Source organism: Psychroserpens sp. AS72, assembly GCF_038900375.1.
In the GTDB taxonomy this organism is placed as follows: domain Bacteria; phylum Bacteroidota; class Bacteroidia; order Flavobacteriales; family Flavobacteriaceae; genus Psychroserpens.
Genome location: NZ_JBBMRC010000004.1, coordinates 285,953 through 299,565, shown reverse-complemented (window position 1 = coordinate 299,565; position 13,613 = coordinate 285,953). Strand labels below are relative to the sequence as shown.

13 protein-coding genes are annotated in these 13,613 nt (G+C 31.2%); 5 read left to right on the top strand and 8 right to left on the bottom strand.

Annotated elements, in window-relative coordinates:
- The first annotated feature begins 236 nt into the window (after positions 1 to 236).
- From WNY78_RS10340 to WNY78_RS10330, 3 genes are all read left to right on the top strand, one after another.
- Positions 237 to 2,552, top strand: a complete 2,316-nt coding sequence (locus tag WNY78_RS10340) for a transglycosylase domain-containing protein (RefSeq protein ID WP_342873123.1) — start codon at positions 237 to 239, stop codon at positions 2,550 to 2,552.
- A 111-nt stretch (positions 2,553 to 2,663) separates the two neighbouring features.
- On the top strand, positions 2,664 to 3,146 hold the full coding sequence (locus tag WNY78_RS10335; RefSeq protein WP_342873122.1) for a hypothetical protein: 483 nt from the start codon (positions 2,664 to 2,666) through the stop codon (positions 3,144 to 3,146).
- A gap of 187 nt (positions 3,147 to 3,333) precedes the next feature.
- Positions 3,334 to 4,692, top strand: coding sequence for an amidohydrolase family protein (locus tag WNY78_RS10330; protein WP_342873121.1), 1,359 nt, complete (start codon positions 3,334 to 3,336; stop codon positions 4,690 to 4,692).
- On the opposite strand, the gene WNY78_RS10325 is transcribed toward WNY78_RS10330, so the two are convergent.
- Positions 4,689 to 5,807, bottom strand: a complete 1,119-nt coding sequence (locus tag WNY78_RS10325) for a beta-eliminating lyase-related protein (protein ID WP_342873120.1) — start codon at positions 5,805 to 5,807, stop codon at positions 4,689 to 4,691. The genes WNY78_RS10330 and WNY78_RS10325 overlap by 4 nt on opposite strands.
- 37 nt (positions 5,808 to 5,844) lie before the next feature.
- On the opposite strand from WNY78_RS10325, the gene WNY78_RS10320 reads away from it, so the two are divergent.
- Together WNY78_RS10320 and WNY78_RS10315 are read left to right on the top strand one after the other, a co-directional pair.
- Positions 5,845 to 6,789, top strand: coding sequence for a prolyl oligopeptidase family serine peptidase (locus tag WNY78_RS10320; RefSeq protein ID WP_342873119.1), 945 nt, complete (start codon positions 5,845 to 5,847; stop codon positions 6,787 to 6,789).
- A gap of 59 nt (positions 6,790 to 6,848) precedes the next feature.
- Positions 6,849 to 7,685 carry a universal stress protein gene (locus tag WNY78_RS10315; protein WP_342873118.1) on the top strand — a complete coding sequence of 279 codons (837 nt, stop codon included), beginning with the start codon at positions 6,849 to 6,851 and terminating at the stop codon, positions 7,683 to 7,685.
- Between the two features lie 101 nt (positions 7,686 to 7,786).
- Here the strand turns inward: WNY78_RS10315 and WNY78_RS10310 are convergent, their stop codons facing one another.
- From WNY78_RS10310 to WNY78_RS10280, 7 genes are all read right to left on the bottom strand, one after another.
- The gene (locus WNY78_RS10310; protein ID WP_342873117.1) at positions 7,787 to 8,452 is read right to left on the bottom strand and encodes a hypothetical protein; all 666 of its coding nucleotides are present in this window, start codon (positions 8,450 to 8,452) and stop codon (positions 7,787 to 7,789) included.
- A gap of 15 nt (positions 8,453 to 8,467) precedes the next feature.
- Positions 8,468 to 8,917, bottom strand: a complete 450-nt coding sequence (locus WNY78_RS10305; protein WP_342873116.1) for a hypothetical protein — start codon at positions 8,915 to 8,917, stop codon at positions 8,468 to 8,470.
- A gap of 163 nt (positions 8,918 to 9,080) precedes the next feature.
- Positions 9,081 to 10,454 carry an MBL fold metallo-hydrolase gene (locus WNY78_RS10300; protein WP_342873115.1) on the bottom strand — a complete coding sequence of 458 codons (1,374 nt, stop codon included), beginning with the start codon at positions 10,452 to 10,454 and terminating at the stop codon, positions 9,081 to 9,083.
- Positions 10,455 to 10,468: 14 nt separating this feature from the next.
- Positions 10,469 to 11,308, bottom strand: coding sequence for an ATP cone domain-containing protein (locus WNY78_RS10295; RefSeq protein WP_342873114.1), 840 nt, complete (start codon positions 11,306 to 11,308; stop codon positions 10,469 to 10,471).
- Between the two features lie 78 nt (positions 11,309 to 11,386).
- A complete protein-coding gene (locus WNY78_RS10290; protein WP_342873113.1) occupies positions 11,387 to 11,794 on the bottom strand; it encodes a hypothetical protein in 408 nt (135 codons plus the stop codon).
- 12 nt (positions 11,795 to 11,806) lie between these two features.
- Positions 11,807 to 12,661 carry a universal stress protein gene (locus WNY78_RS10285; RefSeq protein ID WP_342873112.1) on the bottom strand — a complete coding sequence of 285 codons (855 nt, stop codon included), beginning with the start codon at positions 12,659 to 12,661 and terminating at the stop codon, positions 11,807 to 11,809.
- Between the two features lie 70 nt (positions 12,662 to 12,731).
- On the bottom strand, positions 12,732 to 13,565 hold the full coding sequence (locus WNY78_RS10280; protein WP_342873111.1) for a universal stress protein: 834 nt from the start codon (positions 13,563 to 13,565) through the stop codon (positions 12,732 to 12,734).
- Positions 13,566 to 13,613 lie beyond the last annotated feature (48 nt).

Below are 13,613 nucleotides of genomic sequence, written 5' to 3'. Positions count from 1 at the left end.
CATCTTTTGCAGAAACAATAGTTCTTTTAAAGTTTCAGCTTTATCAAGTTTTGAATAGGTCTCTTCAAATTTTTTTCTTTTAAATGCTAGCATTGAATCTTGTTCATACATAGTTTAGATGATTATTGGTATTGTTTAAAATTATAAAAAATAATCAAGAATTAAATTTATTTTTAAAACATCGATTCTATTATTTCGTTCGTATATAAATCACAACCAACTATTAAAATCTACTTATGAAATTTTCAATACAGTCCAAGTGGCTTAAACGATTAATGAAAGCCTCACTAACTGGACTCCTATTGTTAGTGTTTTTCTGGTTCTCTGTATATATAGGTCTTTGGGGAAAACTTCCAACTAAAGACGATTTAAAAGATATTAAACAAGCTGAAGCGTCTTTATTATTAGATGCTGAAAGTGAACTTCTCGGAAAATATTTCATTTTTGATAGACAAATTGTAACCTACGAAGAGTTACCTAAGCATTTGGTAGATGCATTGGTTGCTACTGAAGATTCTCGCTTCTATGAACATGGAGGAGTAGATTACACAAGCTTATTGCGTGTGTTTTTTAAATCTATCTTAATGCAAGATAATTCTTCGGGTGGTGGAAGTACTATTAGTCAGCAATTGGTTAAAAACATCTACGGAAGAGAGCACCATGGTTGGTTTTCAATGCCAGTGAATAAAATTAAGGAAATGATAGTAGCCAAACGTTTTGAGTCTATCTATTCAAAACAAGACATCATTGCATTATACTTAAATACGGTTCCTTTTAGTGAAAATGTCTTCGGAATAGAAAGTGCCTCTCAGCGTTTTTTTAGTAAAAAGACAAGTGAATTAAACCTTTCAGAATCTGCAACTCTAGTTGGAACTTTAAAAGCACCACATGGTTATAATCCAAGATTATTTCCAGAGCGAAGCCAATTAAGACGTGATGTTGTTTTACAGCAAATGGAAAAATCTGAGTATATCGACGAAGCCTTAAAAATAGAAACTAATGAGATTCCGTTAGAAACTAAATACCAAAAATTTAATTATACTGAAGGTGTAGCACCTTATTTTAGAGAGAAAATCAGGTTAGAAGTAAAAACGTTGATTGATAGTTTAAATACAGCTAATGAGACATCATTCGATTTGTATAAAGACGGATTAAAAATCCACACCACATTGGACATCAATATGCAACGCTATGCAGAAAATGCAATGAAGCAGCATATGACAACACTTCAAAAGCAATTTGAAAATGCCTACGGAAAAAATGCACCATGGCTAAAAAGTAATACACTAATTGAACATCAAATTAAAAATTTAAGTCTTTACAAACGACTTAAAAAACAAAAGTTTTCAGATAAAGCAATTATGGATAGCTTGAATGTAAAGTCTAAGTTTACTGGTTTTTCTTGGGATAATGCTGAGGTTATAGAAGGGTCTATAATTGATAGTTTAAAACATGCCATAAAGTTTTTAAATACAGGTTTTGTAGCTGTAGAACCTCAAACTGGAGCAATTAAAGCCTATGTTGGTGGTATTGATTTTGAACATTTTAAATATGATCATGTTTCACTGGCTAAGCGTCAAGTGGGCTCTACATTTAAACCTATTGTTTATGCAACTGCTTTAGAAAAGGGTATTGAACCTTGTTCATATTATTCAGTTAAAGAAGTGACATATACCAATCAAAAAAATTGGACTCCTACAAATGGTGGAAAAGAAGAAACAGATAGACATCTCAATTATTCAATAGAAAAAGCATTGAGTGAATCTGTAAATACCATCGCAGTAAAAGTGCTTGAAGATGTTGGGATTACTGCTGTAATTGATCAAGCGAGAAAAATGGGAATCACTTCAGATTTGCCAGAAGTCCCATCTCTAGCTTTGGGTACTGCGGAAATGTCAATGTTAGAACTTATTAGTGCTTACACAAGTTTTGCAAACGAAGGCAGAGCATCACAACCATTTTACATCACTAAAATTGAAGATAAATTTGGAACTGTTATTTATGAAAGTAAAAAAATAGAAGCTTTACCAGAAGCATTTTCTAAAGAGACGCAACAAATGATGGTCGAGATGATGAAATCGACGATTAATTCTGGTACAGCAGTAAGGTTACGTTCTACTTATGGTTTAAAAAATGATTTAGCAGGAAAAACAGGAACCACTCAAAATAATAAAGATGGTTGGTTTTTAGGTATTAGTCCTAAATTAGTAATGTTATCTTGGGTTGGAAATGACGATCATCGTATTGGGTTTAGTAATACAGGTATTGGTCAAGGCGCAAATTCGGCATTGCCAATAGTTGCATTGTTTTTAAAGCAGATGAATGGTGATCAAAAATTCAATGCGATTACAAAGGCTCAATTTGAAACACCTTCTGAAGATATCAAAATTGCACTAGCATGTGAAACAGAAAAACGTGACGGATTTCTAAAACGACTCTTTAAAAAAGACCAAAAGGAACGAGAATTTGATACAACTTCCGAAGACAAAGAAAAGAAAAAGAAAAAAGGTTTGTTTGGGTTTTTGAAGAAGAAGGATAAAAAAGATAACTAACATTGTTTCTTTTCTATATTTGCAACTTCAAAAATCAAAACATAAATATTAACTCTCGCTCAATTATTTTAATTCTATAACTAAGAAGTTGAGCACAAATTTGAATCAATTATGAAAATTTTAAAATTAAATGTATTAGCATTATTAGTTATTTTTAGTGTCAGCTTTACATCATGTAGTTCTGATGATGATGCAGGATCTCAAGACGAAGACACTTTCATTAGATTTTCAATTGACGGTACGGATTACAACTTTACAGATATTGCAACAGCAGAATCTTTAGTTATCACTTTAAACGGAAATAATGGTGAAGGATTCTCTAATGTTGGAGATACTCAAATAGCATTATGGATTCCTATAGGTGCGGAAACTGGAACTTTTGACGTTGACAATTCTTTTGAAGCGACTCATCAAATATCATTTTCATCTGATGCTATGAATTTTTCTTTTGATTTTGCTGAAAGTGGAACTATCACTTTAACGCAAACTACTGGAGAGTATTTTGAAGGATCATTCAATGCTACGATTACTAACGATGACGATGAAACTATTAGTATTGAGAATGGATCTTTTAGAGCACTTACTATAGACTAATTCTGAGTTTTTAAAAATAATAGTTCAGTAATTGAACTATAAAAAAGGCGATTTTCACTTCGGAAAATCGCCTTTTTTTATGCTTTAATATTTGATTTTAATAAAATTAACATAAGCAAGCAACTTGCTAGACTTTACTATTTAGTTCAAAATGCATTATGTATATTTATAATTAAATTGATTTGGTATGAAGTTATTCCGTGTTTATTTTCTAGTATTATGTGTCATTGCAATGTCATGCAAAGAACAAAAATCGACAAGTATTGTTACTACATCTTCCGATTCACACTACCTGTTATTTGAAAATGCAACACTACTTGATTTGAATAATCTAGGAGCAACAACAAATGATATTAAAAAAGGCTGTTTGCTAATTAAGGATGACCAAATTGAATGGGTTGGTACTTGTTTAGATAAACCTGAAATACCAGAGCACACTAAAATTATTGATGCTAGTGATAAGTATATAATTCCTGGACTTTTTGATGGCTTTGCAGCAATAAATAATCAATCCTATTGTAATGCTTATCTCTATATGGGAGTTACAAATATCATTTCCGTAGATGGAGGAAGACGTGGCGAATTTTATGGAGAAGGCAATCCAACACCAAATATGTATAGATTAGAAGGTGTTGGATTAAAAAAAACGGAAACTGAGACCATGATTAGAGACATTGAAACCTTAAAGTCTAAAGGTTATGATGTGCTGTTACTCATGTATGGTTTAACTCCAGATCAAATAGAAATTGCCCTTCAAAAAGCAAAACAATTAGATATGGTGTCTATTGGTGAAATGGGTAATACAACAATTAAAGAAGGTATGGATATGGGAATTCATGCTTTTGTTCATACTACGCGATATTCACTAGATGTTGCTTCAAGAGAGATGGCACAAAGTGTCGCAAATGAACCATTTAGTAATGAGCTAGATAGTCCAAAATGGACGTATTATAAATTTTTAACGCAACTTAAAAAAGACTATAAACCACTTCAAGAACACGCAAAAAACCTTGGACAATCTAATTCTTTTATTATGCCAACGTTAAGTTTATCTTATCTAGATATACCAGATCATAAAAACCCTTGGGATGAGCGAGTATCTTCTATTTTGAACCCTGAAGATATTAATCGTCCTGCAGATCCTAAAACAGGAAATCATGAGGTTGATAGCTTAGAGCAAAACGCATATACTAATCTTATAACTAATGAAATACACACTATTGAGCCTATGTATTACAAAAATGGCGCAAAGTATTTAGCAGGTAGTGGTACAGATGTTTGGGGAACAATGCCAGGAATATCGTTACATACAGAATTAAGTCTGTTACATCATAACATTGGATTGACAAAAAGGGAAGTTATTGCAGCTGCAACCACTAATTTTGAAAAAGCTTTTGGTTGGAAAAACGGTGTGATTAAAAAAGGATATAAAGCTAATATTTTAGTCTTAAATAAAAATCCACTAGAGAATTTACAACATTTAAAAGACATCAAATTTTTGATATTAAATGGTGAAATAATTGATAGAGATCAATTATTAAATTAATCTTCTGTAAATAAAGTGACCATTTTTTCTATTCCGAAATGTAAAATGCTTTCATTAATTTTAATATAAAAGCAATTGTTCTTGGTGTCAAATTCTGGGAAGTCTATTCCTTTACTTAATAACTTTTCTCGGAAAGTATTTGGATTTTTATTGTCTAGAAAAAGCTTATAAACATTAGTGCCATTCTCTAACACTTCAAAATGAAAATTGGACTTATTAGAAAGCTGATTTAAAAAATCTTTTCCTATTTGTTGTGCTTTTATAAAACGCTCTTCAAAACCATTTAGAAAAAAATCGGCTACAATAATGTTTTCCCAACACGCTCTTAAACCTCCACCAAACATGCGTCTTTCGTGATGTAATTCACTGATTTGCGCTTTTGAACCAGCTAAAATTGCTCCAGATATGGAGTTAAAATGTTTGTATAACGACAGATAAACGGTGTCAAATAAAGATGTGAAATCTTCAACTTTTTTATTTGATATTGCTGCAGTTCCTATAATTCTTGCACCATCGAGATGTAAAGCGATGTCGTTTTTTCTTGCAAATTTTGAAATGTCTTTTAATGTTTCGTAGCTAAAATTTTGAAGGTTATTTCTCCTCACAGGAGTTTCAATAGCAATAGCACCAAGTTGTGTTGTGATTTTATCTTCGGAAGCCTCTTTGATTATTTTTTGAATGTCTTCCGTAGAAAAAGAAAAATTAGTAGTTGAAATTGGAATTAAAGGGATTCCGCTTAAATGAGAAATTGCATTTCCGCAGTCTCTATACATATGACTTTGATTATGAACAACCGCTTTTTGTCCTCTAGAACAATGTAATCGCATAGCAATATGATTGGCCATAGTACCAGTTGGCATATAAATAGCTTTTTCCTTGCCAAGAGCGCAAGCCACTTTGTCTTCAAAGTTTGAAACAATAGTTCCTAAGGAATAAACATCTGCTTTAAAATCTTGATTTTGGGTAAGATAAACCAGTAGTTTAGCATAAGAAAGAGGAGTCAATTGTAAACCATCTGACGTGAAGTTTAAACTCACTTCTAGCTTTTCATTGGTAGCATCATTATCAAGCACATGTTGATTTAGATCTTTTATTCTAAGTAGAATATTTCCCATATATTTATATTATTAATAATCTCGAAGTCCTCTTATTATGTTGCAAAAAAAATACATCTTAATACTGACTGTGATACTGTCAGTCTCAAGATTGTTTGGTCAAAATACTAAAATTTTAGCAAGAGAACCTTTAAATATATTCAAAAATGAGGAGCTAGCAAGTCGTATTAGTGAGTTAAAAGATGATAAACGTGTTTTAAAACAACAATATCAATATTTAGATAGTGTTAAGATAGAACGTATAACATATTTGAGTGATGGTCTCAAGGTGAATGGATATCTCGCAAGTCCGCTTTTTGGAGTAAAACATCCATCGGTTATTTATAATCGTGGCGGAAATGGGGAATTTGGTTCACTAAATGAATTTAAGGCTGTTTTTATCTTGGCAAAAGTTGCAAGTTGGGGTTATGTTGTTGTTGGGAGTCAATATCGTGGTAATGTTGGTAGCGAAGGTGTTGAAGAGTTTGGAGGTAAAGATGTGAATGATGTATTAAATCTCATTCCTGTGTTGAAAGAATTGGAAGCAGCAGATACCAGCAGAATGGCTTTATATGGATGGAGTCGTGGAGGTATGATGACGTACTTAACATTGACAAAAAGTTGCGAATTTAAAGCTGCAGTTGTAGGTGGAGGATTGTCTGATTTATGGAAATGGATGGAAACTAGAAACGACACGATTGAAACGGTTTATGCTAAGAATATTCCTAATTATGCTATAAATACAAAAGAAGCACTTAACTCTCGATCTGCAATACTGCAAGTGGATACTATGTGTAAAACCACGCCAATTTTGATGCTTCATGGGACTAATGATTGGCGAGTGGTTCCTGAGATGGCATTGGATTTATCTTATCAATTTCTGAAGAAAAAAATCCCACATCAATTGATTCTATTCAAAGATGGAGATCATGGATTAAGCCAACATAGAGCAGAAGTAAATTACCATACGAAGCAGTGGTTAGATACGTATTTGAAATACTGATCAATATCATGTAAATTATCAATTTTGTTTGCTAATTTTAATTTTACAAAATAGAGTCTATGAAAAAAGTTTTATTGCTTACCGATTTTTCTGATACTTCGAAAAATGCGATGCACTATGCTCTCAATTTATTTAAAGAGGATACGTGTATTTTTTATGTTTTACATGTGCAAAAATCAACATCATATACAACTGATGACTTAATGCTGGCAGGAAATGAAAGTATTTATAATTCTATAGTTAAAGACGTTGAATACCAGTTAGATGGTTTAGTTTCAGCATTGAAGAAAAAGTTTAATAATGTCAATTTTAAATTTGAAACTTTAATAGATTATGATGTTCTAACAGATGCTATAGATCAAGTGGTTTCATCAAAACATATAGATGTATTAGTCATGGGAAGTAATGGTGTTTCTGGTGCAAAAGAAGTGGTTTTTGGTAGTAACACAATCAATGTTATTAGAAAAGTAGAATGTACGACCTTAGTGATTCCTGAAGGTTTTACATATAAGAAACCGCAAGAGGTTTTGCTTCCTTTAGATTCGTTAGATACTTTAGGAGGAAAAGCTTTTTCTAAGATATTACAATTTGTTAAAATGTATTCTAATAAGTTACATGTGTTAAGAATAAATGAAAATGGAAGTATGCCAGATGCTCAAATTAATGACCTTGAGCACATGGAGTATTTTTCAAAAGACTTTCCTAGCAATTATCATATTGTTAATAATGTGCCTATGCATTATGCTGTGAGCGGTTATATTCAAACTAATGCTATTGATTTAACGATCCTCATTGAACAAAAAGAATTACTATTAGAACGGTTTTTTATGGGTTCTACAACGACGAAAATTGGAAACAATTTAGAAGTGCCTCTTTTAGTTTTTCATAGTAAATAAATAATATACTAATTAAGTTTTAATATAAAATAAGCCTCAATATGTAATTATTGAGGCTTTGTCTTATTATATGAAATACGTGTATAATCAGTTTTACTTTTTTAAAGCTCTTCAGCTTCATTGTCTTTTGTAATTACTAAGGGTTTAATTAGTTGTTGTTCTTCTAAAACTGTGATAACTAATTTCACATAGTCTTTTGCTGTTTTTTCAATAGATTTTGGGTCTGTTATATTGATGTAGCCTTTCCATATGAGTTCTCTGTCTTTAGTAGGACAAATACAATACATGGTAGTTTCTGCTTTATAGATTTTGTATTCTTCATAAAAATTAGGATTATAAGATAAATCTTGATACTTGAAATACTCATCTTTAAATCTTCTACTCAATACATTTGGATTTTTATAATCTCTAGTATATAATTTTTTATTTTCAACACCTACAATTTTAGTGAGTAGAATGGTGTCAAAGCCATCTTCAATAAGTTGGTTTTCTAAAGCATCTAACTCTTCTATAGTCATCATATCGTTGTTAGAGTTTTGATCTAATGCATCAAGGCTTATAACAACTTCAGCGCCTCTGAGAGTTAGTTCATTTTGTAATTTCTCTTCGAATTGCTGTCTAGCAGCTTCGTCAGATGTTAATCCTATAACAAGTACCTTATAGGGCTCGTAAGTGTCAATATCTGGATTTTTCCAGCTTTCTACTAAATTAGTTGATGAACAACTCATTAATAAAATACTAAACAGAATTAATATTGATGTTTTCATCACAAATGATTTAAGTTATTTTTTATCGATGATATGACTTAGTTTTTCTTCCTTTTTGACGGATTTAATAATTTCAAAAAGCTGTGTTTTTAAGGATTTGTATTCTTTTATATAGTCAGCAATTGCAATAATCAAATCACTATGTTCTTTGGTATACGTTTTTTCTTCTTTAAGTTGGTCTATACCATCAACCATTATTTGAAGTTCATTTTCATGAATTTTAACAGCTTCTATAAGCACATTGTTTCGCTTTTGAGATCTATTTATAGCATCAACAATTTCTTTGGTATCTGAAAAAGCTTCAAATTCTAGTAATTGAGTTGTGAAAGTTGTTATGAGATCTTCAAAAAATAGATGTTCGTCTTTTATGAATCTCAATTCTGATAACCATTCTTTTGAAGCCTCATGCATTTCTTCTGCACTTAGCCATTCTACATATCTTACTTGTGTTTGTATAGTTTTCATAGTGTGATTTTTTAGATAAGAAAGCAGAAGGTAGTCCCTCTAACTACAATCTGCTTTCTTGATTGTTATAAATTTTTTATCAATTATTGAATAGTAATTTACTAATTACACAGGCACTATAAAATGATAAATATCAGTATGATCACTTATTATTTGTATTTTTTTAAATCATTACTTTTTCAACATCTGTTAATTTAGGAATAGTTGCATTCCAGCCATAAACATCTTTTATTTTCACTCTAAAAGCGTCTGATGCAGTAGGTTCTCCATGAACTAAAAATATTTTTTCTGGGATATTTTTTATTTTACTCATCCAATTAATTAGATCCTTTTGATCTGCATGAGCAGATAAACTTTCAATACTTTTAATCGTAGCGTTTACAGGATAATACTTTCCGAAGAAACGAATTTCATGTGCACCTTCTAGGAGTTGTCTTCCTCGAGTGCCTTCAGCTTGATAACCTACTAACAACACAGTCGTAGATGGCTCGTCAATAAGTTGTTGCAAATAGGTGAGTACACGTCCTCCTGTGACCATACCACTTCCTGCAATGACAATTTTAGATCGTTTATCATCTATCGTCTCCCAAGTTTCTTTATAGGATTGGATGATGTTCACATGATTACACATGGCATTATAATCTTCCTTAGATAATTTATGCCATTTAGGAAAACGATTAAAAACCTCTAAAACATTGTTACCCATTGGGCTGTCTATAAAAATTGGGATATTCGGGATTTTATTTTTTTTATACAATTTCCAAAGTATATACATGAGTGTTTGCAGACGCTCAACTGCAAAGCTTGGGATTATTAAGTTTCCGTTTTTATGTATGGTTTCTTTGATGATTTCTGTTAAAACAGCTTCAATATTGTCTGTTGGATGTAATTTGTTTCCGTAGGTACTTTCAATAAATAAGAAATCTGCCCATTCTGGAGTTTTAGGATCGTTTAATAAGAAATCATTTTGTCTACCAATATCTCCAGAAAACACAAAACGCTTTCCATTAATGTCAATTTCAATAAATGTTGCACCAATAATATGACCATTATATTGAAAACGATACGTAATGTGTTCTGAAAGTGTAGTCCATTTATCTTCAATTTCTACCGTAAATAATTTTATAGTGTTTTCAGCATCTTTAATCGTATAAAAGGGTAGCGCAGGATGATGTTTACTATACTTTTCTTTATTTGCTTTATTGGCTTCTTCTTCATGAATTTTAGCGCTATCTTTTAGAATGATTTCTGCTATTGCTAGAGTAGGAGCTGTCCCAATAATTTTCCCTGTAAAGCCTTGTTTTATTAAACGAGGTAAATAACCAACGTGGTCTAAATGACCATGAGTTAATAAAACAACATCAATAGAAGGCACATCTATAGGTAGATCACACCAGTTTAACTCTCTAAGCTCTTTAAGACCTTGAAACATCCCACAATCTACAAGTATGTTTTTTTCTGAAGTTTCAATAAGGTATTTTGAACCCGTTACAACTCCAGCTGCTCCAAGAAAGTTAATTTTAGCGTATTGTTCCATTTTGTTTATTTGTTTTAATTACATAATTGTGAAATTTCATTTAGAATTTTCTCTTTTCTAGTTTCAGAAATCCCTAAATGATCTAAGTAAAAGCTATCATTTATTAATGCTCTACAGAGTACTATATCTCGACTTAATAAAAACTGTTTTTCTCGATTTGTAAGTAATGTGGATACTGTAATTGGGTATAATCCTAATCTGTCAATTCTATCTTTTAGACCATTGTTCTTTGGATAATCCCAGCTCAATAAATACAAACCACAACAGTTACCATATTGTAATGCATCTTTTGTAAATCTAGTGTTAGTGGCAACCCATCCAGGAGTGAGTACTGCTTCATTTTTTGAGCTTTGGTCCCAGTTAGATTTTACATCTTGATAACGTGAGTTGATATATAAAGGCACTTTGACGTTACAATTTTGACCTTGTTCACTGTGAAATTTACATTCTATTATTGTTGCTTCGGAATTTTTAAAAGCAATAACATCTATTTCATGTGATACACATTTACCTTGTAAAATGACGCTTACTTTAGTGTTATAACCTGAGTAATCTAAAATAGCGCTCACAAAACGTTCAAATGGAAAACCAGTTGGTCCTAACTCATAGATCGCTTTTTTGAGTTTATATTTTGAAGCGAGAAAACTTTTGTTTTTTTTAAGCAAAGCAAAAGCTCTGTTGTAAATCTCTTTGGTAGAAATACCTTGATATAACTCGTCACGTACTGTATCTAAAATTTGATTAACAATCGTATCATCTGCTCCAGTTCGCTTTAGGGATCTACGTAATTTTTCTAGTGAGAATTTTACTATTTCACCAGAAGACTTAACAATGTCTATATTTTGAATGTCCATACTTGTATTTTAAAAAACTGTCAAAACCAATATTGATTTTGACAGTTTAACCTAGCTAACTAATAAAGTTGTCAAATTTTAATTTGACAAAAAGAAGTCTCTTGTCCAAGCTTTTACTTGATTGTCTGTCATGCTATCTGTCTTTCTCATTCCTTTTATTTTGGTACTTAGAAGTTTGTAGTTTTCATGTAATTCATCACTAAACTTTTCATTTGTACCTGCAGGACCAAAAAGCACCAATGCATCACTATCATCAATTTTAGTTGTGATATCTTTAAAATACTGTTTAAGTTGATGTTTTTCTCGTTCTAAATATTTTCTGTCTTGTACAACGTCTTCTGGTCCACCTTTTTGTCGTGTTCCTGAGCCACCATGAATTTTATAGTGTTCTACGTTTGATGAAACAATTTGAAAGGTTTCATTTTCATTTTCTATGGTTACAATGAGTGCTTTGTCTTTGTCTAACCAGATGCCTGTTTTTTTCATTTTATTACTGTTTTAGTTTCTTAAATCGTGCATTGCTAAAATGGGGACATTTACATGGAATGAGATTTCCTTCACCAAGGCATTTGAAAGTATACTTCCAAAAAAAGTATGTTTTTTGTTTATAAAAGAAACCATGTTACTGCCTCTGCTTTCAACAAAAATATTGATGGCACTCATAACATTATTGTGAGATAAATCATGAAATTTATAATTGCATCCTTCCAAAATATCTTCTAATAATTGTTTGTTTGCTTTTTGAGTTTTATCTAACTCATTTTCTTCACATACATGTAGAATAATGATTGTGGCATCACTATTTTTAGCGATGTCTATTAAATAGCTTAATTCTCTTCTTTTGTAATGCATTTTGTAATTTGTAGGAAAAACGATTTCTTTTGGCAATTCTATTTTTGCTTTTTGAGGCACAACTATAACAGGGCAATTACGTACTTTTTCCATGACATATATTGCTGTACTACCAAATGCTGTTGCTCTAGAATGGGTTTCTCCTTTTGTACCCATTACAATCATTTCGATATCCTTTTGATCTACAATGTTTTTAATAGCCTCAATTGGGTTGTTAAAGACTGAGACTGTTTTAAATTCATGCTTTGGGTTTTCGTACTCAGTCATAGCAATCATATCATATGTTTTTGCTAAGCCATTTTCTGAGTTTAATTTTGCAGTTTCATATAACTCGCTTCCAGGTTCCATTCTCGTTATGCTGTCCATAAAATTGCTTGGAGACGAGAATACATTAAGTAAATAGAAAATACAATGGTCATTTTTGTACAACTTTATCGCATAATGTAAAGCTTGAGTAGCGTTCTTTGAAAAGTCTGTTGGTATTAAAATTTTTCGTTTCATGCTGATTGTTTTAGTTCGTACATAAAAATACACCACATAAAACACGCTTAAAATGATATATGTCAGTTTGTTAAGCAGGAATCACTAAAAATGGAATCAATGGTTGAAATCCGATTTTTTTTATGACAGGTTCTTTCAAAATATTCTCAATAAAACTGTGTTTATAGTTAACCATAACAAGAATGTTTATGCCTACAGTCTCAATAAAATCATTAATTTCATTAGCTTTTTTTGTGTAATTAGGCATGAAATGAAAACTATTATCATAGTTTTTTAGATGGCTTTCTAACTGCGTCATATTATACTCTTGTATGTCAGTGAGTTTTTCATTAGAAAGAATACAGACAGGCATAATCTTAGACTTGTAAAGATCTGCTAGATCTCTTAATGGATCTAATTCTTTATAATCATAACAGCGACTAAAATCTGTAGGAAATGCAATTTGTTTAGGTTCTTCAAAATCAAATTCATTAGGTACAATTAATACAGGACATTGTTTTATTTTCTGAATCATTCTAACGGTATTACTTCCGAAGAAAAATTCTTTTGCACCTGTAGCGCCTTTTGTACCCATTATGATGAGGTCTATTTCATGCTTTTTAATAGTAGTTTCAATTGCATCTATTAAAGGTTCTTCACTAAAAATAACTTGAAACTCATGTTTCGTATTTGTACTAGAATTTTCAGCCTGTTCTTTTAGTGCTATTAATTCTTGTTTTGATTCTTGCTTTAATTTATCAATATGAGTTGAAGTTATATAAGTTCTTGATGTTGATTTAGGAAACGTCCATGAGTTTAAAAAATAAAATGTACAAGACTCATTGGCATATAACTGTAATGCATATACAGTTGCACTCCATGCATTATCAGAAAAATCTGTTGGTAGTAATATGTGTTTTTTCATGACTTAAAGAATAAAATTTTCTTCGGAAATTTGAGTTTATAATACTAT

Coding starts and splice junctions, on each gene's coding strand:
- WNY78_RS10305 (WP_342873116.1), bottom strand. CDS start 8,917: ATGAAAACTATACAAACACAAGTAAGATATGTAGAATGGCTAAGTGCA.
- WNY78_RS10340 (WP_342873123.1), top strand. CDS start 237: ATGAAATTTTCAATACAGTCCAAGTGGCTTAAACGATTAATGAAAGCC.
- WNY78_RS10290 (WP_342873113.1), bottom strand. CDS start 11,794: ATGAAAAAAACAGGCATCTGGTTAGACAAAGACAAAGCACTCATTGTA.
- WNY78_RS10330 (WP_342873121.1), top strand. CDS start 3,334: ATGAAGTTATTCCGTGTTTATTTTCTAGTATTATGTGTCATTGCAATG.
- WNY78_RS10280 (WP_342873111.1), bottom strand. CDS start 13,565: ATGAAAAAACACATATTACTACCAACAGATTTTTCTGATAATGCATGG.
- WNY78_RS10285 (WP_342873112.1), bottom strand. CDS start 12,661: ATGAAACGAAAAATTTTAATACCAACAGACTTTTCAAAGAACGCTACT.
- WNY78_RS10310 (WP_342873117.1), bottom strand. CDS start 8,452: ATGAAAACATCAATATTAATTCTGTTTAGTATTTTATTAATGAGTTGT.
- WNY78_RS10320 (WP_342873119.1), top strand. CDS start 5,845: ATGTTGCAAAAAAAATACATCTTAATACTGACTGTGATACTGTCAGTC.
- WNY78_RS10335 (WP_342873122.1), top strand. CDS start 2,664: ATGAAAATTTTAAAATTAAATGTATTAGCATTATTAGTTATTTTTAGT.
- WNY78_RS10300 (WP_342873115.1), bottom strand. CDS start 10,454: ATGGAACAATACGCTAAAATTAACTTTCTTGGAGCAGCTGGAGTTGTA.
- WNY78_RS10295 (WP_342873114.1), bottom strand. CDS start 11,308: ATGGACATTCAAAATATAGACATTGTTAAGTCTTCTGGTGAAATAGTA.
- WNY78_RS10325 (WP_342873120.1), bottom strand. CDS start 5,807: ATGGGAAATATTCTACTTAGAATAAAAGATCTAAATCAACATGTGCTT.
- WNY78_RS10315 (WP_342873118.1), top strand. CDS start 6,849: ATGAAAAAAGTTTTATTGCTTACCGATTTTTCTGATACTTCGAAAAAT.